Source organism: Luteimonas colneyensis (genome assembly GCF_014836665.1).
Classification (GTDB): domain Bacteria; phylum Pseudomonadota; class Gammaproteobacteria; order Xanthomonadales; family Xanthomonadaceae; genus Luteimonas; species Luteimonas colneyensis.
Window position 1 is genome coordinate 197,214 of sequence record NZ_JACSQJ010000002.1, and the last position, 21,233, is coordinate 218,446.

Here is a 21,233-nt window from a genome sequence, read left to right on the forward strand (position 1 = left end):
CGACTATCATGGCCGCCATGAGCCCCCAGCCTCCCTTCCCCGACGCCTCCGGCGCCCTGACCCTGCCCGGCCCCGCCGGCGCGCTCGAGGTCGCCGTCGACCTGCCGGAGGACGACGTCGTCCGCGTGCCGGCGGTCGCCATCGTCTGCCATCCGCTGCCCACCGAGGGCGGCACCATGCACAACAAGGTCGTGACCATGGCCGCGCGCGCGCTGCGCGAGTCGGGCCTGGCTACGGTGCGCTTCAACTTCCGCGGCACCGGCGCCTCCGAAGGCGCCTTCGACGAAGGCCGCGGCGAGCAGGACGACCTGCGCGCGGTGGCCGATTGGGTCCGCGCCACGCGTCCCGGCGACCAGCTGTGGCTGGCCGGCTTCAGCTTCGGCGCCTACGTCAGCCTGGCGATGGCCGCCGAGCTGCAGCCGTCGATGCTGGTCTCGATCGCGCCGCCGGCCGGGCGCAGCTGGGATTTCGAGGCGATCACCACGCCGACTATGCCCTGGCTGGTGATCCAGGGCGACGCCGACGAGATCGTCGACGCGCAGGGCGTCTACCGCTGGCTGGACGGCCTCAAGGCCGACCCCGAAGTGGTGCGCATGCCCGACACCAGCCATTTCTTCCACCGCAAGCTGATCGACCTGCGCGGCGCCATCAAGAGCGGCGTGCGCCGGCACCTGCCCGCCGCCCATGGCTGACGCCGCGGACGCGCCGCGGCCATCGCAGGCCTACCGCGCAGGCATCGCCCGCGGCGACTGGGACGACGATCCGGCGCAGCACGCGCCGCTGGCCGCGCTCGACCGGGTCCACGACGCCCTGCTCGCCGGCCGGCCGCGCCGTGGCTGGTTCGCGCGCACCTTCGGCGGCGACCCCGGCGGCGAGGCGCCGCAGGGGCTGTATCTCTGGGGCGGCGTCGGCCGCGGCAAGACCTTCATGGTCGACCTGTTCTACAACGGCCTGCCGCTGCCGGTGGCGAAGCTGGACGCGAAGGGCGGCGACGGCAACGGCAAGCGCCGCACCCACTTCCACCGCTTCATGCGCGTGGTCCACGAGCGCCTGCGCGAACATGCCGGCGAACGCGACCCGCTGGCCTCGATCGTGGCCGAGTGGCGGCGCTCGCTGCGGGTGCTGGTGCTGGACGAGTTCTTCGTCAGCGACATCGGCGACGCCATGCTGCTGGCGCGGGTGCTGGAGCGGATGTTCGCCGAAGGCATCGTGCTGGTGACCACGTCCAACATCCAGCCATCGGGCCTGTACGCCGACGGCCTGCAGCGCGCGCGCTTCCTGCCGGCGATCGCGCTGCTGGAGCGGCACTGCCAGGTGCTGGAGATCGTCAGCGACACCGACTACCGCCTGCGCGAGCTGACCCGCTCGCCGGTGTACCGCACGCCGCTGGACGCGGGATCCGACGCCTGGCTGGAGTCGCGCTGGCACGCGCTGGGCGGCGATGACGGCCACCGCGACGGCAGCATCGAGCTCGACGGCCGCCGCATCCACACCCGCGCACGCTGCCCGGGCATGGCCTGGTTCGATTTCGCCGCGCTGTGCGAGGGCCCGCGCGGATCGTCGGACTACATCGAGATCGCCACCGAGTTCCACACCGTGCTGCTGGGCGGCGTACCGGTGATGGACGGCACGCGCGACGATGCCGCGCGCCGCTTCGTCACCTTCATCGACGAGGCCTACGACCGCAACGTGAAGCTGGTCTGCACCGCCGATGCGGCGCCGCCCGCGCTGTACGCGGGCGAGCGCCTGGCCGGGGCCTTCGAGCGCACCGCCTCCCGGCTGATCGAGATGCAGTCCACCGACTACCTGGCGCGCCACCACCTGTAGGAGCGGCTGCCTCAGCGCGCGGCGTTGCTGCTCATCGTCGCGTTGCGGCTGCTGTCGCGGTACTGCGCCGGATCGCGCATACCCGCGGTGTGGCACTGGCCGGCGGTGTGCCCGCGGTTGGTCGCGCCCGGAAGCTGGGCATACGCGCGCTCCACCGTGCCGTCTTCGGGATCGCCGAGCACCAGGTCGCTGGCGGCGTTGCAGTAGTCGTTGGTGTACCAGTTCGTGGTGCGGAACGCGGTGGTGTAGTAGTTCACCTTCGACCGCGCCGAGGTCGGGATGCCCGCCAGCCAGGCCGAGGCGCCGCTGTAGGTCATGTTGCTGTTCGAGCCGCAGGCCACGCCGAACCAGTTGCCCACCGTGGCGATGATGCCGGAGAGGTTGGTGCCCTGGTAGGGCGTGCCCACCGACTGCATCAGGCGCGAACCGCTGGCGTTGTCGAGACCGCTCCAGTAGTAGGCATACAGGTGCAGCGAGGCCGCGCCACCCTGGCTGTGGGCGACGGTGCCGAACGAGTTCCACTGCGCGCCGAAGCTCTTGATGCGCTGCGCGAACTGGTCGTGGCTTCGGTTCTGGTTGGCGTCGAGGAAGGTGGCGGAGTTGGCGAACTGCGCCTGCGGCCAGACGCCGCCCGAGCAATAGCCGTGCACCAGCACCAGCTTGCGCCCGGTGGCGGCGGCACGCGCGTCGGCTGCGGCGGGACGCGGTCCCATCGTCATCAGCTCGTCGATCGCGGCCTGCCTGGCCGGGGCGGTGCGCGCGAGGCGCAGGCGCGGCGTCGACAGCGGCAGGCGCGTGGCCGTCGCCAGGGGGATGAAATGGTCGGGGTCCTCGATCCTGAGCGCGCGCAGTTCGAATGGCGCCAACGCGCCCGCGCGCGCGATCCAGCGCTCGTCCAGGCCCAGCGACAGTCCGCCGTCGCCGGCCTCGGCCATGCCGCCGATCCAGGCCACCGGCACCTCGCCGCCCTTGCCGTCGCGGCCCCAGACCTCGGCGAGCACGCGGTAGTGCGCGCCCTTGCCGGCGTTCGCGAGCGGCAGCCGCACCGACAGCCGCCCAGGCGACGAGTACGCCGCAGAAGCCGTGCCCGCCGCCAGCCGCGGCCCCGCCTCGATCACCGGCAGCGCGTGCTCGGCGGTGCGCACGAAGGGCGTGCCGAGGCGGTCATGGCCGTGGACGATGACCTGCGCGATCCAGGTGCCGGTGGCGTCGGGCACGAAGCCGCCTGCCAGGCGGCCGTCACCGGCGCCGCCATCGCCGTGGCGGCCGTCGTCGTGCATCGGGCGCAGCGTGGCCGTGCCGTCGGGCGCGACGATCCGCAGCTGCGCAGAGCGCACGTGCCCGGCATCGCGGCCCAGCGCGACACGCGTGCCGTCGTCGGCGGCCAGCATCGCGACGATGTCCATCCGCTCGCCGACCAACTGCCGGCGATGCGCCTGGTGCGATGCGAGCTCGAGGCGGTCGTCGCCCTTGAGCAGCAGGTAGCCGCGCCCACCCTCGCCCGGCCGGGCCTGCAGGTGCAGGGTCCAGTCGCCTCGGACCAGGCCGTCGAGGCGGACCACGGTGCCGGACTGGCCGTCATGCTCGCCGCCCAGTCGCGACGCCCGCGCGCCGCGGGCGAGCGTGGCCTGCGCCAGCTCCACGCCGGCCGGCGACACCAGCCGCGGCGACCAGTCGGCGCCGCCGGACAGCAGCATCGCGTCGAGCCGGCCGTGGTGCACCGGCACGCGCAGCGTGGCGTGGCCGGAGGCGTCGAACACCACCGGCAGCAGCGCGCTGCGCGACAGGATCGCGGCATCCGCCGGATCCGGCGCGCGCATGGCCTCGAACTCCGTGGCCGGGCCGGCCAGCTGCTTCGGCTGCAGCGGCGCCCTCCCGGCGCCGGTCGCCGCTCCCGTTCCCATCGCGATCAGCATCGACGCACACAGCATCGTGCGCACGACCGTTCCCGTCCGCTTGCGCATACCGGTTCTCTCCCGTTGGTGGGCGGATCCCCATCCGCCGCGCTCCCTTATAGACCAGCCCCGTGAAGGCGGGCGACGGAGCGCTGCCGCCGCGTGCCGACCTGGTGCACGATGTCGACTCCATCGACCGCCCGGGGAACACCATGCCGAAGCTCCTGTCGCTGTCCTGCGCCCTGGCGCTTGCGCTGGCCGCCCCTTCCGCCCTCGCGCAGGAGGCGCAGCGCGCCGAAGTCGCCGAGGCCGCGCAGCGCCTGCAGGCCAAGGTGGTCGACTGGCGCCGCGACATCCACCAGCACCCCGAGCTCGGCAACCGCGAGACGCGCACCGCGGCGCTGGTGGCCGGGCACCTGCGCGCACTTGGCCTGGAACCGAAGACCGGCATCGCCACCACCGGCGTCACCGCCGTGCTCAAGGGCGGCAAGCCCGGCCCGCGCATCGCGCTGCGCGCCGACATGGACGCGCTGCCGGTGACCGAGGCCACCGGCCTGCCGTTCGCGTCGAAGGCCACCGCGACCTTCAACGGCGAAACCGTCGGCGTGATGCACGCCTGCGGCCACGACGCCCACACCAGCATCCTGATGGGCGTGGCCGAGGCGCTGGTGGCGATGCGCGACGAGCTGCCCGGCGAGGTGCTGTTCGTGTTCCAGCCGGCCGAGGAAGGTCCGCCGGACGGCGAGGAGGGCGGCGCGGAGGTGATGCTGGCGCAGGGCATCTTCCAGGACTTCAAGCCGGACGCCGTGTTCGGCCTGCACGTGTTCTCGACCCTCAACGCCGGCCAGCTCGGCGTACGCAGCGGCCCGACGATGGCCGCCTCCGACCGCTTCAACATCGTGGTCCAGGGCCGGCAGACGCACGGCTCGCGGCCCTGGGGCGGCGTCGACCCGATCGTGGCCGCGGCCGACATCATCGGCACCGCGCAGACCGTGGTCAGCCGCCGCCAGGACATCTCGCGGCAGCCGGTGGTGCTGAGCTTCGGCGCGATCCGCGGCGGCGTGCGCTTCAACATCATTCCCGACCGCGTGGAGATGATCGGCACCATCCGCACGTTCGACGAGGACATGCGCAAGGCGGTGTTCGCCGACCTGGCCAACGTGGCGGAGAAGGTCGCCGCCGCACACGGCGCCACCGTGGTGGCGAAGGTGCCCGACATCGAAGGCACCCCGGTCACCGCCAACGACCCGGCGCTGACCGCGCGCATGCGCCCGAGCCTGGAAGCCGTGGCCGGCGCCGGCCACCTGGTCGACATGCCGCTGAACATGGGCGCCGAGGATTTCTCCTACTACGCGCAGCAGGTCCCCGCGGTGTTCTTCTTCGTCGGCGCCACGCCCGCCGGGCAGGACCCCACGACGGCGCCGAGCAACCACTCGCCGGAGTTCTTCCTCGACGAATCCGCGCTGGACCTGGGCCTGCGCGCGATGCTGCAGCTCTCGCTGGACTACCTGCACGGCGGCACTGGGGCGTCCTGAAGAGCTTTTGCCACGGATTTACGCGGATGAACGCGGATTTACACGGATCGAGCAAAAGAAGAAGGCATGGTCCGAGGCACCAGCCGGCGCCTTTCGATTGACCTGCTCTATCCGTGTAAATCCGCGTTGATCCGCGTCATCCGTGGCAAGGCGTTTCCCGGCACCCGGCCGCACGGCGCGCGATAATGCCGGCATGACCAGTGAACTCCCGCTCGGCCGCGAGGTCGCCTACCCGCGCGCCTACGATCCGTCGCTGCTGTTCCCGATTCCGCGTGCGCAGGGCCGTGCGGCGCTCTGGCTTGGCGGCGGTGCCCTGCCCTTCGCCGGCCACGACCGCTGGCATGCCTACGAGCTGTCCTGGCTCGACGGCCGCGGCAAGCCGGTTGTGGAGACGGCGACCTTCCTGGTGCCGGCGGATTCGCCGCACCTGGTCGAGTCGAAGTCGCTGAAGCTCTACCTCAACTCGCTCAACAGGTCGCGCTTCGACAGCCGCGACGAGGTCCGCGCGCGGATCGGCGCGGACCTGTCGGCGGCCGCGGGTGTCCCGGTCACCGTGGACTTCGGCCTGCCGCCGGTCGATGCCGGCGACGGCGCGATGCCGGGCGCGCCCGTGCCGGTGTCGCTCGACGGACTCGACGTGGCCTGCGACGAGTACGACGCGCCCAACCCCGCGCTGCTGTCGGCCGACGACGGCGAGGTGGTGGACGAGGTCCTGCATTCGGCGCTGCTGAAGTCGAACTGTCCGGTCACCGGCCAGCCGGACTGGGCCGGCATCCGCATCGCCGTCCGCGGCCCGCGCATCGACCGCGCAGGGCTGCTGCGCTACCTGGTCTCGTTCCGCGAGCACGCCGGCTTCCACGAGCAGTGCGTGGAGCAGGTCTTCGTCGACCTGATGGCGCGCTGCCGGCCGCAGGCGCTCTCGGTCGAGGCGCGCTACACCCGCCGTGGCGGCCTCGACATCAATCCCTGGCGGGCCACGCCCGGCCTGGCGCCGCCCGCCGCGGCGCGCGACCCGAGGCAGTAGCCGGCTTCGATATTTCCTTAACGGGGCCGGTGTATACCTGACGGCGCTTCGCGCGGCACAGGAGGCCCCATGAGCAAACCCCAGAACCCCAACGACCCCGGTTCGCTGTCGCTGAAGCCGGGCACCAAGTCGGCCAGTCCGGACCGGCCGGACGGCAAGCCCGACTTCGGCAACGTGCGCTCCGGCGTCAGCAGCACCGAGGCGAAGGCCACGTCCCGGCCGGACTTCGGCAACGTGCAGTCCTCGGTCAGCTCGACCGAAGAGGCCGTGGGCGAAACCCGGTACACCGTGCAGAAGGGCGACACGCTTTCGCACATCGCCCAGGCGCACTACGGCCGCGCCAGCCAGTGGTCGCGCATCTTCGAGGCCAACCGCGACCAGCTGGACGATCCCGACCGGATCCAGCCCGGCCAGGTGCTCAGGATTCCCGCCGCGGCCCGCGAGGACGGCGGCACCACGACCAGCCCCCACGGAGACCCGCTATGACCCGACGCCCCATGAACGCCCCCGCCGTACTGGCCGCGACGCTGCTGGCCACGCTGGCACTGGCCGGCTGCAAGAAGGACGAGCCCGCCCCGCCGCCGCCCGCGGCGACCCCGGCTCCGGCTCCGGCGCCCGCACCCGCACCGGCTCCCGCGCCGGCCGCGCCGGTGGTCAGCGTGACCTCGGTCGATCTCGGCAACGCCATCGGCGCCGACAACCGCGTGACCACGCCGACCACGACCTTCGCGCCGACCGACACCATCTACGCCTCGGTGGCGACGACCTCGTCCGACCCGGCCTCCCCGCAGCGCGGCCAGCTGACCGCGCGCTGGACCTACGAGGGCAACCAGGCCGTGGACGAGACCAGCCAGGACTTCGACTTCACCGGCACCGGCGCCACGGCGTTCAAGGTCAGCAAGCCCGACGGCTGGCCCACGGGCAATTACCGGGTGGAGATCCTGCACGACGGCGAAGTGGTGCAGACGCGCGATTTCGAAGTGCGCTGAGGCGCGCCGGGCGCATCGAAGCGCGGTCCCTTGGGGGGGCCGCGCTTTTTTTTGGTCGCCCCCGCACACGCCCCACCACCCTCGCGCCTTTGCCCGCGCCGCGCCGAAGCGCGACAATGCCGGTCCACACCCGCCGCGCGCCCCGGCGCCGCGGCACCCCACGGAGGAACCCGATGGCAGACTTCACCCCGGCCGTGCCGGCAGGCGCGAGCCCGATCACCAAGACCGCGCAGGGGCTCAACGTCCCCGACCGCCCGGTCATCCCCTTCATCGAAGGCGATGGCACCGGTCCCGACATCTGGCGCGCCAGCGTGCGCGTGCTCGACGCGGCGGTCGAGAAGGCCTACGGCGGCAAGCGCAAGCTGGAGTGGATGGAGGTCCTGGCCGGCGAAAAGGCGTTCAACCAGACCGGCGAGTGGCTGCCGGAATCCACCGTCGAGGCCTGCCGCGAATACCTGGTGAGCATCAAGGGCCCGCTGACCACGCCGGTCGGCGGCGGCATCCGCTCGCTCAACGTCGCCCTGCGCCAGATGCTCGACCTCTACGTCTGCCTGCGCCCGGTGCGCTGGTTCGAAGGGGTGCCCTCGCCGGTGAAGAAGCCCGGCGATGTCGACATGGTGATCTTCCGCGAGAACACCGAGGACATCTACGCCGGCATCGAGTTCGAGCCGGGTTCGGCCGATGCGCAGAAGGTGCTCGACTTCCTGCAGAAGGAGTTCCCGAAGGGCTTCGACAAGATCCGCTTCGGCACCGCCGACAAGGCCGCTGGCTGGAACGAGCAGCTGTCCGCGGTCGGCCTGGCGGCCACCGACGCCACGGTCAACGTCGGCATCGGCATCAAGCCGGTCAGCTGGCAGGGCACCGAGCGGCTGGTGAAGTCGGCCATCGAGTACGCGATCGCCAACGGCCGCAAGTCGGTGACCCTGGTGCACAAGGGCAACATCATGAAGTTCACCGAGGGCGCGTTCCGCGACTTCGGCTACAAGGTCGCGCGCGAGCAGTTCGGCGCGGTCGAGCTCGACGGTGGCCCCTGGCACATCATCCCCGAGGGCAAGCCGGGCGCGGGCATCGTCATCAAGGACGCGATCGCCGACGCCTTCCTGCAGCAGATCCTGCTGCGCCCGCGCGAGTACGACGTCTCGGCCACGCTGAACCTCAACGGCGACTACCTGTCCGACGCCCTGGCCGCGCAGGTCGGCGGCATCGGCATCGCGCCGGGCGCCAACATCAACTACGTCACCGGACACGCGGTGTTCGAGGCCACCCACGGCACGGCGCCGAAGTACGCCGGCCAGGACAAGGTGAACCCGGGCTCGGTGATCCTGTCGGGCGAGATGATGCTGCGCTACATGGGCTGGACCGAGGCCGCCGACGCCATCATCAAGGCGATGGACGGCGCGATCGGCTCCAAGCGCGTCACCTACGATTTCGCCCGCCTGATGGACGGCGCGACCGAGGTGAAGTGCAGCGAGTTCGCGGACGAGATCATCAAGCACCTCTGATCGCACCCGCATCCCCCGCAATGCGGGGGACGATCCGGAATGCCCGCGATGCGAGTCGCGGGCATTTTTCGTTGATCCGTCGACCCGGGACCCACGGCAGGGCCTTGCCGGGCCACACTCGCGCCATGGCGCCGCCGAACTCCATCGATCCGCTGGTCCACCGCGCCGCCGCGCTGGTGCTCGATGCCTACGAGGATTACGAAGCACGCTTCGGCGACCTGACGCGGCGGGCACGGCGGCGCTTCGAGCGCCGTGACTGGCGCGGCGCGCAGGCCGACGCGGTCGCACGCATCGACCTGCAGGACAGCTTCCTCGGCGAGGCGTTGGGACGATTCGAGGCCCTGGCCGGCGAGCGGATGCGATCGCGGCCGTTCTGGGCGGCGGTGCGCGACTGCTATGGCGGCATGACCGCGGGCAGGCACGACGCGGCGCTGGCGCGCACGCTGTTCAATTCGATGTCGCGGCGCTTCTTCCTGACCGAAGGGGTGGCACCGGCGCTCGAGTTCCACGATCCGGACGATGGCGCCACCGGTGATCCGGAGTGTCCGGGCGAGCTGCGACCGCTGCCCGGGGGCGGCAGCGGCGTCGAACGCTGGCGCGGCGCGCTGCGGGCGCGAGGATTCCGGCACCGGGACCTCGATGCCGACGCCCGGGCCATCGCCGAGGCGCTCGACGAACGCCTGGGGCTCGCAGGCGCTGCGGGAACGCCCCCTGATCCAGCGGCGGCACCAGAGTCCGCGGCCAGGCCCGGGGCGGCATCGGACGCTCCGGCGGAAGCCACGGACATGGCCCATCGCGGCGACGCCGACATCCACCTCCTCGACACCGTCTTCTACCGCGAGCGCCGCGCCTACCTGGTCGGTCGCGTGCAGGCGGAGGACGGCCCGCGTCCGCTGGTGGTGGCACTGCTGAACGACGCCGACGGCGTGCGCGCCGATGCGGTGCTGCTCGAACGCGCCCAGGTCTCGATGCTGTTCGGGTACGCGCGCAGCTGGTTCATGGCCGACCTGCCGCGCGTGGGCGATGCGGTCGCATTCCTGCACGCGCTGCTGCCGGCCAAGCCGGTCTCCGAGCTGTACTCCGTGCTCGGCCGCGGCAAGCAGGGCAAGACCGAGCGCTTCCGCGAGATCCAGCGCCACTTCGCCGCGCATCCCGGCGAGCAGCTGGTGCGCGCCGAGGGCGTGCGCGGGATGGTCATGGCGGTGTTCACCCCGCGCGCGCTGCCGGTGGTGTTCAAGGTGATCCGCGACCGCTTCGCCGAGCCCAAGGACAGCGTGCGCGCCGACATCGAGGGCAAGTACCGGCTGGTCGCGCGCCGCGACCGCGTCGGCCGGCTGGTGGACGCGCAGGAGTTCCGCCGCCTGCGCTTCCCGCGCGCCGCGTTCGAACCCGGGATGCTCGACGAGCTGCTCGCGGAATGTGCCGACACCGTGTCCGCCGAGCACGACGTGGTGCTGCTGCGCCATTGCTACGTCGAGCGCCGGCTGCATCCGCTCGACCTCTACGCGCGGCGGATGCCCGAAGCCGAGGCGCGCCGCGCCGTGCTCGACTATGGCCAGGCGATCACCGACCTGGCGCGCAGCGGCATCTTCCCCGGCGACCTGCTGCTGAAGAACTTCGGCGTCTCGCGCCACGGCCGCGCGCTGTTCTACGACTTCGACGAGCTCTGCCTGCTCGAAGAGGTCCGGTTCCGCGACCTGCCCGAAGCGCGCGAGGAGGACGAGACGCGGCCGCTGGAGGACTGGCTGTACGCGCGCCGCGACGACGTGTTCCCGGCGCTGTTCCCGCACTTCCTGGGCCTGTCGCCGGGTCTGCGCCAGGCCCTGCTGGACGCGCATCCCGGCGTCTTCGACGCCTCCTGGTGGCGCGGGATCCAGGCGCGGCTGCGGGCCGGCGGCTATCTCGACGTGCCTCCGTACCCGGCCTCGGCCCGCCTGCCTGCGCGCAGCCACGGGGCGGCGGCGGGCGCCGGCACGGCGGCGGACTGAGCGGCGTTTGCGGTTAGGCTTTCCATCCCGCACACAGGAACGCCGCCATGATCCGAAGCCTGCCGCTTGCCCTGACGCTGCTGCTCTGCGCCTGCGCCGCCACCCCGGCCGCGGACGCCCAGGCCGGCGCCGCCGACGCACCGCCCGCGAAGCCCGTCGGCCTGTCCATGCGCGCGCCCGACCCGCTGCTCGACCAGGCCCTGGCGGGCGCCTGGCGTTCGCCGGAGAACGTGGCCCGCGACCGGTACCGGCATCCGCGCGAGACCCTGGCCTTCTTCGGCATCGAAACCGGGCAGACCGTGGTCGAGATCACGCCAGGCGGCGGCTGGTACGCCGAGATCCTGGCGCCCTGGCTGCGCACCGGCTACGTGGCCGCGGTGGTCGATCCGCAGGCGCGGCCGGAAGGCCGGGCGCGCGACTACGCCACGCGCTCCAGGGACGGCCTGGAGGCCCTGTTCGCCGCGAAGCCCGCGCAGTTCTCCGATGCCCGCGTGGTGCTCTACGACCCCGCGGCCCCGGTGTTCGGCCCCGCCGGTTCGGCCGATGCGGTGCTGACCTTCCGCAACGTGCACAACTGGCGCGCCGACGGCGTGGCCGGGGCCATGTTCAAGGGCTTCTTCGAGGTGCTGAAGCCGGGCGGCGTGCTCGGCGTGGTCGAGCACCGCGCCGCCGGCGACGTGGCCGACGACGACCGCTCGGGCTACGTCGGCCAGGACCAGGTGATCGCGCTCGCCACCGCCGCCGGCTTCCGGCTCGACCAGGCCAGCGAGATCAACGCCAACCCGCGCGACCCCCGCAACCACCCCAACGGCGTGTGGACGCTGCCGCCGGTCAACAACCACGACGCCGAGGACCGGCAGATGTACCAGGCCATCGGCGAGAGCGACCGGATGACCCTGCGCTTCATCAAGCCCTAGTGCTGGTCGCGTTCAACAAGCCGCACGGCGTGCTCTGCCAGTTCACCGACCGGAGCACGCCGCCGCGCCCGACCCTGGCCGGCTTCGGCCTGCCGTCGGGTGTCTACCCAGCCGGCCGGCTCGACCACGACAGCGAGGGCCTGCTGCTGCTCACCGACGACGGCGCCCTGGTCCACCGCATCACCGACCCGCGCCACAAGCTGGCCAAGACCTACGTGGTGCAGGTGGAAGGCGCGCCGTCGGCGGAGCAGCTGCAGCGGCTGCGCGACGGCGTCGAACTGCGCGACGGCCCGACCCTGCCGGCACGGGCGCGCCTGATCGACCTGCCGCCGCCGCTGTGGCCGCGCGATCCGCCGGTGCGCGTACGCAGGACCGTGCCCGACGCCTGGCTGGAACTGAGGATCCGCGAGGGCCGCAACCGCCAGGTGCGGCGGATGACCGCGGCCGTCGGCCTGCCGACCCTGCGCCTGGTGCGCACGCACATCGGCGGCGCCGGGCTGGACGGACTCGCGCCCGGCCAGTGGCGCGAGCTGTCGCCCACGCGCCCGTTTTCCTGAACGGTTCAGCCAGCGCTGGGCGGCGGCATGCGCCGCACGGGCCCGCGATGCGATCGGCGCGCGCTTTCTGATAACGTTTTCAAACCCCGCGCGACCGGTGTCGCGCGGTTCGCGGAAAAGGGGCCATGAAGGCAAACCAGAACCGCGGCCGGGTGCTCGTCGTCGACGACCAGGCCGCCAACCTGCGCGTGGTGAGTGCCCTGCTCGAACGGCAGGGCTACGAGGTCGCAGTCGCCGGGGACGGGGAGTCGGCGCTCGAGATCGCCGAAGGCCAGGCGCCCGACCTCATGCTGCTCGACATGATGATGCCGGGCATGGACGGCTTCGGCGTCATGGAGGAAATCCGCCTGCGCGCGCTGCTGCCGCGGGTGCCGGTGGTCTTCCTCACCGCCGCCCAGGACCGCGCCCTGCTGCTGCGCGCCTTCGAGGCCGGTGCGGTCGACTACGTGGTGAAGCCCTTCATCCCCGAGGAACTGGTGGCGCGCGTGAACGCCCACATCGGCCTCAAGCTCGCGCGCGACCGGCTGGAGCAGGTGGCGCGCGAACGCCAGGAGCTGGTGAACCTGGTCGCGCACGACCTGAAGAATCCGCTGGCCAGCGTGGTCTTCGCCAGCGACATCATGGTCAGCGGCACGCTGCGGCCCGAACGCGTGCCGCGCTACCTGCAGATGATCCGCGACAGCGCCGAGGAAGGGCTGGGCTATATCAGCCGCTACCTGGAAACCCAGGCGCGCGCGCGCGACGCCCGCAGCGCCCGCGACGCGCGCGTCGAGCTGGCCAGCGTGGTGGAATGGATCGTGGGCCGCTACGAGCTGCAGTTCGAGGACAGCGGCAGCCGGCTGCGCGTGTGCGGGCCGATCGAAGGCGTGGTGGCGATTGACGAACTGGTGCTGCGCCAGGTGGCCGGCAACCTGGTCGGCAACGCCATGAAGTACGCGCCTTCCAGCGACGTCGACATCCTTTGCAATCCCGGCGCGCCGGGGTTCCGGCAGCTGCGCGTGGCCGACCGGGGCCCGGGCGTGCCGCGTGACCGCCAGCGCGAACTGTTCAAGCCCTTCTCGCGCCTGACCGAGGTCGATCCGGCGCGCGCCGGCACGTCCAGCGGCCTGGGACTGTCGCTGGCCCGCCAGATCGTCAGCGACGCCGGCGGCCAGCTCTGGTACGAGGACCGCGAGGGCGGCGGCGCCTGCTTCGTGGTGGAGCTTCCGGAGGCGCCGACCGCCTGAGGTCGCGGTGGGCCGGGCCTGGCGGACTCCGCCGGCCTGGCCGGAGCTCAGTCCTCGCCGCGGGTCGGCCGCTCGCCGATGTCGGTCGCGTGCGGATCCGGCTCGGGGCGGTCGAGCGCCTCGCGGATGCGGCTGGAGCGGCCTTCGATGGCGTCGCGCTCGGCCAGCTTGCGACGATGGCGCGACACCGCGTACAGCGCGACGCCGACGCCGACCGCGGCCGCGGCCAGCGCCACCGGATGGCGGCGCGCCACGGTGCCGACCGCGCGCGCACCGGTGCGCGCCGCGCCCACGGCCATCCCGGCCTGCAACCACTTGCCGGCTCCGGCCTGGGCGCCCTGCAGCCAGTGGCCGGCGCTGCCGGGCGCATCGTGGAACCACCTGCCGGCGCCATCGGCGCCGTTGCGGAAACCGTCGCCGAGGCGGCTGGCAAGGTCCAGCGCGCGGTCGGGGATTGCGTTGCGGACGTCGCGGATGAGGGTGCGCTTGCGCATGCATGACTCCTGGGGGCGGTGCGACGGCGTGCGCCGGCGCGGGATCGGGAGGGTTGGATCGGGCCTGGCAGTGTCGGACGCCCGCCGTGGTGCCGGCGTGATCCGCGGCGTGTCCGTTCAGCTGCCGCGCGGACGCGCTCGATGGGTCGGAACGGCGTTCCACGGATCCTCGGGCCACGCGTGCTTCGGATAGCGCCCCTTCATTTCCCGGCGTACTTCCGGCCATGTGCGGTCCCAGAAGCCGCGCAGGTCGGTGGTGACCTGCAGCGGGCGACCCGCGGGCGACAGCAGGTGCAGCAGCAGCGGCACGCGGCCGTCGGCGACGCGCGGCGTGTCGGCCAGGCCGAACAGCTCCTGCAGCTTCACCGCCAGCACCGGCGGGCGCGGCGCGCCGTCGTCGCCGATGCCGTAGTCGATGACGCGCGCCTGGCCCGAGGGCACGGTGATGCGCACCGGCGCCAGCGCGTCGAGCGCCTGCTGCAGCGGCCAGTCGAGGCGCGAGCGCAGCGCGTTCGAGAGCTCCTCGGCGCCGAGCGCATCCAGGCGCGTCTTGCCGGCGAAGGCCGGGCGCAGCCAGTCGTCCAGGCCGTCGAGCAGGGCCGCGTCGCCGACGTCGGGCAGGCCGAGGTCGGGCCGCCAGGCGCGCAGGCTGGCCACGCGCGCGCGCCACTGGCGCAGGCCGTCGCTCCAGGGCAGCACGTCCAGGCCGAGATCGCGCACCGCCTCGGCCAGCGCCTGCGCCGCGGCCGCGGGATCGGGGCGGCCGGCGGGCCGGCTGTCGAGCACGATGCCGGCGAAGCGGCGCACCCGCTCGGCCACCAGCGCGCGGCGGTCGGCGTCCCAGCGGGTCTCGTCGCGCTCGCTGAAGCGGTCGCCGAAGTCGCGCCGCAGCGCCGCCTCGTCCACCGGCGCCGCGCGCAGCAGCAGGGCGTCTCCGCGCGCCTCGAAGCGCAGCTCGGTGGCCACCAGCCAGGGCTCGCCCACCAGGTCGCTGTCGTCGGCCAGTCGGGCCATGCGGCCGTTCGCCAGCTGGTAGCGGCGCAGGTCGGAAGCGTGGCGCGCCGCGATGCGGTCGGGGAAGGCGTGCGCGAGCAGGTCGCCCAGCGCGTGGGCCGGCAGGTCGCCGGGCGGCGGCGCCTCCACGCGCAGGCGGCGACGCCACTGGCGCGCGGCGGCATCGATGGCGGCGAGCGCGGCGCGGCTGGCGTCGGCGGGCACGCGCCGCTCGCGGAATCCGGCCAGCGCGCGCCAGCGCCCGGCCAGCGCGTCGCTGCGCGAACGCAGCGGATCGCGCGCCTCGACCAGCGCGGCCAGGTCGCAGGCCAACGCGCGCGCCACCGGGTCCGGCGCGGCCTGCAGCATCGCGGCCAGCCGCGGGTGCGTGCCGAGCGCGAGCATCCGCCGGCCCATGGGCGTGATCGCCCCGCCGGCATCGAGCGCGCCGAGCCCGCGCAGCAGGTCGCGCGCCGCCGCCATCGCCCCCGGCGGCGGCGGATCCACGAAGCGCAGCGCGTCGCTGCCCCAGGCAGCCAGCTCCAGCGCCAGGCCCGCCAGCTCGACCTGCGCGATCTCCGGCCGGCGCTGCGGCTCCAGCCGCTGCGACTCCGGCCACAGCCGGTACGCCCGGCCCGGAGCCACGCGCCCCGCGCGCCCCGCGCGCTGGTCGGCCGAGGCCTGCGCGATCCGAACCACGTCGAGCCGGCTGAAGCCGCTGTTGGGATCGTGCCGCGGCTCGCGCGCCAGCCCGCTGTCGACGACCACGCGCACCCCGGGCAGGGTCACGCTGGACTCGGCCACGTTGGTCGCCAGCACCACCCGCCGGCGGCCATCGGCCGCCGGCTGCAGCACGCGCGACTGCTGCTCCACCGGCAGGTCGCCGTGCAGCGCCAGCACCTCGACGCCGGGCATCGCGGCCCCGGTCGCCGCGGCATCGCGCCCGGCATCCTCCAGCACCCGCGACAGGCGCTCGATCTCGCGACGCCCCGGCAGGAACACCAGCACGTCGCCCGGATGCGACGCCAGCGCATGCTCGACCGCCCGCCGCGCCTGGTGTTCGACCGCCTCGTCGCGACGCGCCGGGAAATGCGCCACCTCGACCGGAAAGCTCCGCCCCGCGCTCGACAGCCGCGGCGCCTCCAGGAAGCCCGCCAGCCGCTCGCCGTCCAGCGTCGCCGACATCACCACGATGCGCAGGTCCTCGCGCAGCCCCGCCTGCACGTCCAGCGCCAGCGCCAGCCCCAGGTCGGCCGCGAGATGGCGCTCGTGGAACTCGTCGAACAGCAGCGCCCCGACGCCGTCCAGCATCGGATCGTCCTGCAGCATCCGCGTAAGGATGCCCTCGGTGACCACCTCCACCCGCGTCGCCGCCGACACCTTGCGCTCGAAGCGGATCCGGTAGCCGACCGTCTGCCCGACCTCCTCGCCCAGCGACGCCGCCATGAACCCCGCCGCCGCCCGCGCCGCCACCCGCCGCGGCTCCAGCATCACGACCCGCCGTCCCTCGAGCCACGGCGCGTCCAGCAGCGCCAGCGGCACGCGCGTGGTCTTGCCCGCCCCCGGCGGCGCCTCCAGCACCAGCCGCGGATGCGCCTCGAGCGACGCCCCGACCTCCGGCAGCACTCCATCAATGGGAAACGTCGGCTCGCTCACCCGCAAAGGATAAGGACCTCCGGCCCGTAAAACAGCGCGCGACAGCGCGTCGGGCTCGCCCCCACCGCCGAAGCCGGAGCACATCACGTCGCCGAAGCGCGCCGCTGCGCAGGGGGCATGGCCAGCGCACAAGGATGTGCGCGGAAGGCGAATCAGCCACGGACGGCTGCTTCGCCGGTCCATGCCCCCTGCGCAGCGGCGCGCTCCCTCCCGAAGCCGAACGCCTCCACCGGCAGCCCACCAACAGGCACCCACCTACAATGCCCGCATGGACCTCATCGACATCGGCCTCAACCTCACCCACGACAGCTTCGACCACGACCGCGACCAGGTCTGGCAGCGCGCCCGCGCCGCCGGCGTCGTCCAGGCCGTCCTCACCGGGGCCAGCCGCGAGCACTCCCCGCTCGCCCTCGAACTCGCCCGCACCCGCCCCGGCGAATGGTTCGCCACCGCCGGCGTGCACCCGCACCACGCCAGCGAATACACCGCCGAATGCGACGCCGAGATGCGCGCCCTCCACGCCCATCCCGAAGTCGTCGCCGTCGGCGAATGCGGCCTGGACTACTTCCGCGACTTCTCCCCGCGCCCCGCCCAGCGCAAGGCCTTCGAACGCCAGCTGGAAATCGCCGCCGACACCGGCAAGCCCTTGTTCCTTCACCAGCGCGACGCCCACGCCGACTTCGTCGCGATCATGAAGGACTTCGAGGGCCGCATCGGCCCGGCCGTCGTGCACTGCTTCACTGGGACGCGCGAGGAACTGTTCGACTGCATCGACCGCGACTGGCACGTCGGCATCACCGGCTGGCTCTGCGACGAACGCCGCGGCCAGCACCTGCGCGACATCGTCGGCAACATCCCCGCCCACCGCCTGATGGTGGAAACCGACGCGCCCTACCTGCTGCCGCGCACGCTGAAGCCGATGCCGAAGGACCGGCGCAACGAACCGGCCTTCCTGCGGCACATCGTCGAAGAGCTCGCGCGCGACCGCGGCGAGGACGTTGCGGTGACCGCGGCCAATGCCACCGCGACCGCGCGGGCGTTCTTCAGGCTGCCGGGCTGAGCGCAGCGCACCGGAACAGGGCCGTGCGCACCAGCGGCCGGGCGAGCTAACGCTTCGGCATCATGGCGTCCCGGTCCAGCGGCGCGCCCACCACGAAGGTCGTGGTTTCCAGTTCGTAGCCGATGGCATCCGGCGGCGCGTCCGCATCCAGCACGATCTGGTCGGCATGCATGCCGGCGCCGGGGTCGAACTCGCGGTCGGTGTGGCTGGCGAAGCCCCAGCGCGCGCCCCCGGACCAGACGCAGGCCGTGCCGCCACGCTGCGACCGCCAGCGGTTGCAGGACTGGCCAGCCACGGTTTCCGGCGCGGAGCCTGCCTGCGGATCGCTTCCGCTGGACGCATCGACAGCGGCCAGGACGATGTCGGGATTGCCTTCGCCCTCCGTGCGCGTCCCCGTCTCCAGGTCGACCAGGATCGAGCGCTGCGCGTCCACGTATCCGTGGATGCCGGTGAGGGCGAGCGTGAACGTGCAGAGCGCCTCGGGCGTGCGGGCCGCGTCCGGCGGCTCGGCATGCCAGGTTTCCATGCGATAGGCGAAGTGCTCGCGGTCGCGCCACATGCGCCAGCGCGATGTACCGACCAGGTGCTCATCGGACGACGGCAGGGGCTGGGTCGCGATTCCCGCATTCCTGCAGCTTTCGACGCGGTGCCGGTAACCCTCCAGCTGGGCATTGCGTCCGTTCTCGAGCATCTGCACGACCTGATCGAGGTACAGGCTCGGCGCGTCTCCTGCATCAGGGGATGCCGGGTCCGTGGATCCCGGCCGCCTTTCGTCCTGATCGCCCGCATCGCTGCAGCCAGCGCCAAGAAACAGCAACAGCGCGAAGGCAAGTCCGGTTACCCGGCCCGTGCGCACGCTGCGGAATGTGTCCTGCATGGTCCGGAACTCCATGGGTTCAATCCAGGCGGACGAGTTCTACCCGACGGTTCTTCGCGCGCCCCTCGTCGGTGTCGTTGTCGGCCACAGGCTGCGACTGGCCGTGGCCCGTGGCTTCCAGCCGTGATGCGCCGATGCTCTGCACCACCAGCGCGGCCACCACCGACTGCGCTCGCGCTTCGGACAGGCGCTGGTTGTGCGCGGCATCCCCCGTGGCGTCGGTATGGCCATCGATCGACAGGCGCAGCGCGGGATCCTCGCGCAGCAGCGCCAGCACCTGGTCGATCTGCGGCTGCGAGTCGGAAAGGATGTCGGCCTTGTCGACGGCGAAGTTGACTTGGATGGCCACGCGGCCGTCGGCGTCGATCTGCCGCTTGAGTTCGGAGGCCTCGAGCAGGCCGGCGGTGATTTCGAGCGGCGTGGTTTCGACCACGCGCAGGTTTCCGCCGTTCGAGTAGCCGCCCACCTGGATCCAGATGTCGCGGTCGTGCCGGCGGATCACGAAGGTTTCCACCGGTCCGGAAAAGGTATTGCCCATCGACGAATAGAGGCGGGACTGGAGCTCGGGATCGGCATCCTCCACCGCCTCGCGGAACTCCTCGGGAATGCGTCCCTGCGCGATGCTCTGGCCGCCCGCCTGCCGGATCGCGGCCTGCATGTTGCGCTGGTATTCAAGCAGGGAGAACGTCTTGCCCTGCGCCTTGTCGCCGATGATCCGGCCGCCGAACAAGCGGCCCTCGACCCATTCCATGCGGTCTCCGGTCCAGAACGGGATGCGCTCGTAGTCGGAGGCCTCCTCGCCCTGGTACACGTAACCCGCGGGCAGGCGCAGGTACGGGAACTCGCCCAGCGCAATTTCGCTGAGCGGAACGTTCGCGATGTCGAAGCCGGGTTCCGGGGCGCTCTCCGCTTCGCTGGCGGCGGATCCGGCATCCGGATCCGGCGTCGCCTGCTGCGCAGGAGGTGCCGCAGTTGCGGCCGCGGACTCCTGTTCTTTGTCAGGCGCGCCTCCGCACGCCGCCAAGCCCAGGGCCAGCGCAACGGCCACTGCAGGATTTCGGTTTCGCATGGTCTTCTGCTCCTTCAGTCAGTCCAGCCGCACCAGCTCGACCCGGCGGTTCTTCGCCCGGCCTTCTTCAGTGTCGTTGTCGGCCACCGGCTGCGACTGGCCGTGGCCCTTGGCTTCCAGTCGCGATGCGTCGATACCCTGCGCCACCAGCGCGGCCACCACCGACTGCGCGCGCGCTTCGGACAGGCGCTGGTTGTGTCCGGCGTTTCCGGTGTCGTCGGTGTGGCCGTCGATCGACAGGCGCAGCGCCGGATCCTCGCGCAGCAGCGCCAGTACCTGGTCGATCTGCGGCTGCGAGTCGGGAAGGATGTCGGCCTTGTCGACCGCGAAGTTGACCTGGATGGCCACGCGGCCGTCGGCGTCGAGCTGCTGCTTCAGCGCGGAGGCCGGCAGCAGCGCCGCGGTCTGCACGAAGCCCTTGCGCTCGGCCACCACCCAGCCCGAGGAGAGGTAGTCCAGCGCGGCGTGCACCCAGACCTGGCGCCCGTCCGCAAGGTCGACGCGGTAGACGCGCGATTCATAGTCGTCCCAGCCGAAGCCCGTGGCATCGCTGTAGAAGCCCTTCAGGTCGCTGTCGTAGCGATCCGACGCTTCTTCGGGGATCCGGCCTTCGAACACCAGCACGCCGCCGGCCTCGGCCATCATCGCCTCGAGGTTGCGACGCACTTCGTGCATGGAGTTGGCGCGCTCCCGGGCCCTCACGTCCGCGGCATAGGTCCTGCCCTCCACTTCCTCGAACCCGTTGCCGGTCCAGAACGGGTACATGTCGAAGTCGCGCTGCTTGGGCCGGTTGCCATCGGCATAGCCCGCCGGAAGCGACAGATGGGGGAACTCGTCGCTCCAACGCGCGCTGGCCTCGAACGGACGTTCTTCCACCACCACCAGCGCAGCGCCGTGGGAATGCGTGGACAGCTGCATCCAGATGTTCCGGTCCGTCTGGCGGATGACGTGGACCGTGGTCGCCGCCTTGGCGTCGAGATTGACACCCTCGATGAAGCCGCCGCCGATCTCGGCCTCGAGCTGCGGGCCGTAGTAGAAGTCGCGCTGCAGCGGACCCTCGAACACCTGCTTCGCGCCCGCCTGGGCGAACACGGCCTCGAGGTTGCGGCGCAGCTCGAGCTGGGAGAACTCCTTGTCGCCGCCATGGTCGCGGTCGATGTCCAGCAGGCTGTTCCAGCTCGGACCTTCCACCCAGTGCAGTCCGTCGCCGAGCCGGAACGGGAAGCGCGCGAAGCTGCGCTGGTCGGGCCGGTTGACCGGACCGTAGCCCGCAGGCATGGAGAAGAACGGAAGCTCGCCCAGCGACGCACTGCTCAACGGGACGCTTTCGATGTCGAACGGCACCAGCGCGATCGGGTTGCCTTCCTTGTCCTCGAGGCCCGACCCGGAACGCGCCGCATCGTCAGCGCCGGCGTCGTCCGTATCGGGCAGCGCCGCCCGGGCTGCTGCGCCGTCGACGCGCGGAATCGTGGCATCGTCGGAAGGCCCGGCGGCTGCGCCCGCTGCCGCATCGCCGGCGGGGTCGGTCGCACCGCCGCAGGCGGACAGCATCATCGCGAGCACGCACGCGGCGGCCAGGTTTCCGTTGCGCATTCCTCTTGCTCCTTCGGTCGGAAAGCGGCGA

Annotated in this window: 18 protein-coding genes; 12 read left to right on the forward strand and 6 right to left on the reverse strand. The window is 72.3% G+C overall.

Annotated elements, in window-relative coordinates:
* The first annotated feature begins 17 nt into the window (after window positions 1-17).
* On the forward strand, window positions 18-692 hold the full coding sequence (locus H9645_RS04985; RefSeq protein WP_191728632.1) for an alpha/beta hydrolase: 675 nt from the start codon (window positions 18-20) through the stop codon (window positions 690-692).
* The gene (gene zapE, locus H9645_RS04990; RefSeq protein ID WP_191728633.1) at window positions 685-1,827 is read left to right on the forward strand and encodes a cell division protein ZapE; all 1,143 of its coding nucleotides are present in this window, start codon (window positions 685-687) and stop codon (window positions 1,825-1,827) included. The genes H9645_RS04985 and zapE overlap by 8 nt, the downstream gene beginning before the upstream one ends.
* Window positions 1,828-1,838: 11 nt before the next feature.
* Here the strand turns inward: zapE and H9645_RS04995 are convergent, their stop codons facing one another.
* On the reverse strand, window positions 1,839-3,758 hold the full coding sequence (locus H9645_RS04995) for a choice-of-anchor X domain-containing protein (protein ID WP_225218054.1): 1,920 nt from the start codon (window positions 3,756-3,758) through the stop codon (window positions 1,839-1,841).
* Window positions 3,759-3,934: 176 nt separating this feature from the next.
* Here H9645_RS04995 and H9645_RS05000 point away from each other — a divergent pair, with 176 nt between their 5' ends.
* The 9 genes from H9645_RS05000 (at window position 3,935) to H9645_RS05040 (ending at window position 13,460) form a co-directional block, all read left to right on the forward strand.
* The gene (locus H9645_RS05000) at window positions 3,935-5,257 is read left to right on the forward strand and encodes an amidohydrolase (RefSeq protein ID WP_191728965.1); all 1,323 of its coding nucleotides are present in this window, start codon (window positions 3,935-3,937) and stop codon (window positions 5,255-5,257) included.
* Window positions 5,258-5,450: 193 nt separating this feature from the next.
* Window positions 5,451-6,281: an NADPH-dependent 7-cyano-7-deazaguanine reductase QueF gene (queF, locus tag H9645_RS05005; protein ID WP_191728635.1), complete on the forward strand. Its 831-nt coding sequence runs from the start codon at window positions 5,451-5,453 to the stop codon at window positions 6,279-6,281.
* Between the two features lie 111 nt (window positions 6,282-6,392).
* Window positions 6,393-6,767, forward strand: a complete 375-nt coding sequence (locus H9645_RS05010) for a LysM peptidoglycan-binding domain-containing protein (protein WP_225218055.1) — start codon at window positions 6,393-6,395, stop codon at window positions 6,765-6,767.
* The gene (locus H9645_RS05015; RefSeq protein ID WP_191728637.1) at window positions 6,764-7,270 is read left to right on the forward strand and encodes a hypothetical protein; all 507 of its coding nucleotides are present in this window, start codon (window positions 6,764-6,766) and stop codon (window positions 7,268-7,270) included. The genes H9645_RS05010 and H9645_RS05015 overlap by 4 nt, the downstream gene beginning before the upstream one ends.
* A gap of 173 nt (window positions 7,271-7,443) precedes the next feature.
* Window positions 7,444-8,772, forward strand: coding sequence for an isocitrate dehydrogenase (NADP(+)) (icd, locus tag H9645_RS05020; protein ID WP_191728638.1), 1,329 nt, complete (start codon window positions 7,444-7,446; stop codon window positions 8,770-8,772).
* Between the two features lie 125 nt (window positions 8,773-8,897).
* Window positions 8,898-10,760, forward strand: coding sequence for a bifunctional isocitrate dehydrogenase kinase/phosphatase (aceK, locus tag H9645_RS05025; RefSeq protein WP_191728639.1), 1,863 nt, complete (start codon window positions 8,898-8,900; stop codon window positions 10,758-10,760).
* A 47-nt stretch (window positions 10,761-10,807) separates the two neighbouring features.
* On the forward strand, window positions 10,808-11,677 hold the full coding sequence (locus H9645_RS05030) for a class I SAM-dependent methyltransferase (RefSeq protein ID WP_191728640.1): 870 nt from the start codon (window positions 10,808-10,810) through the stop codon (window positions 11,675-11,677).
* Complete coding sequence (locus tag H9645_RS05035; RefSeq protein WP_191728641.1) at window positions 11,677-12,234, forward strand: pseudouridine synthase; 558 nt, start codon at window positions 11,677-11,679, stop codon at window positions 12,232-12,234. Before H9645_RS05030 ends, H9645_RS05035 begins: the two co-directional genes overlap by 1 nt.
* Window positions 12,235-12,359: 125 nt before the next feature.
* Window positions 12,360-13,460, forward strand: coding sequence for a hybrid sensor histidine kinase/response regulator (locus tag H9645_RS05040; RefSeq protein WP_191728642.1), 1,101 nt, complete (start codon window positions 12,360-12,362; stop codon window positions 13,458-13,460).
* 47 nt (window positions 13,461-13,507) lie between these two features.
* Here the strand turns inward: H9645_RS05040 and H9645_RS05045 are convergent, their stop codons facing one another.
* Both H9645_RS05045 and hrpB read right to left on the reverse strand, forming a co-directional pair.
* Window positions 13,508-13,954: a hypothetical protein gene (locus H9645_RS05045; protein WP_191728643.1), complete on the reverse strand. Its 447-nt coding sequence runs from the start codon at window positions 13,952-13,954 to the stop codon at window positions 13,508-13,510.
* A gap of 117 nt (window positions 13,955-14,071) precedes the next feature.
* The gene (gene hrpB, locus H9645_RS05050) at window positions 14,072-16,603 is read right to left on the reverse strand and encodes an ATP-dependent helicase HrpB (RefSeq protein ID WP_191728644.1); all 2,532 of its coding nucleotides are present in this window, start codon (window positions 16,601-16,603) and stop codon (window positions 14,072-14,074) included.
* Window positions 16,604-16,871: 268 nt separating this feature from the next.
* Here hrpB and H9645_RS05055 point away from each other — a divergent pair, with 268 nt between their 5' ends.
* On the forward strand, window positions 16,872-17,663 hold the full coding sequence (locus H9645_RS05055) for a TatD family hydrolase (RefSeq protein WP_191728645.1): 792 nt from the start codon (window positions 16,872-16,874) through the stop codon (window positions 17,661-17,663).
* A gap of 46 nt (window positions 17,664-17,709) precedes the next feature.
* Here H9645_RS05055 and H9645_RS05060 read toward each other — a convergent pair whose 3' ends face one another.
* The 3 genes from H9645_RS05060 to H9645_RS05070 are packed head-to-tail and all read right to left on the reverse strand — an operon-like array spanning window position 17,710 to window position 21,202.
* Window positions 17,710-18,555 carry a hypothetical protein gene (locus tag H9645_RS05060; RefSeq protein ID WP_191728646.1) on the reverse strand — a complete coding sequence of 282 codons (846 nt, stop codon included), beginning with the start codon at window positions 18,553-18,555 and terminating at the stop codon, window positions 17,710-17,712.
* 4 nt (window positions 18,556-18,559) lie between these two features.
* A complete protein-coding gene (locus tag H9645_RS05065; protein ID WP_191728647.1) occupies window positions 18,560-19,609 on the reverse strand; it encodes an OmpA family protein in 1,050 nt (349 codons plus the stop codon).
* Window positions 19,610-19,627: 18 nt separating this feature from the next.
* Complete coding sequence (locus H9645_RS05070) at window positions 19,628-21,202, reverse strand: OmpA family protein (RefSeq protein ID WP_225218017.1); 1,575 nt, start codon at window positions 21,200-21,202, stop codon at window positions 19,628-19,630.
* Window positions 21,203-21,233 lie beyond the last annotated feature (31 nt).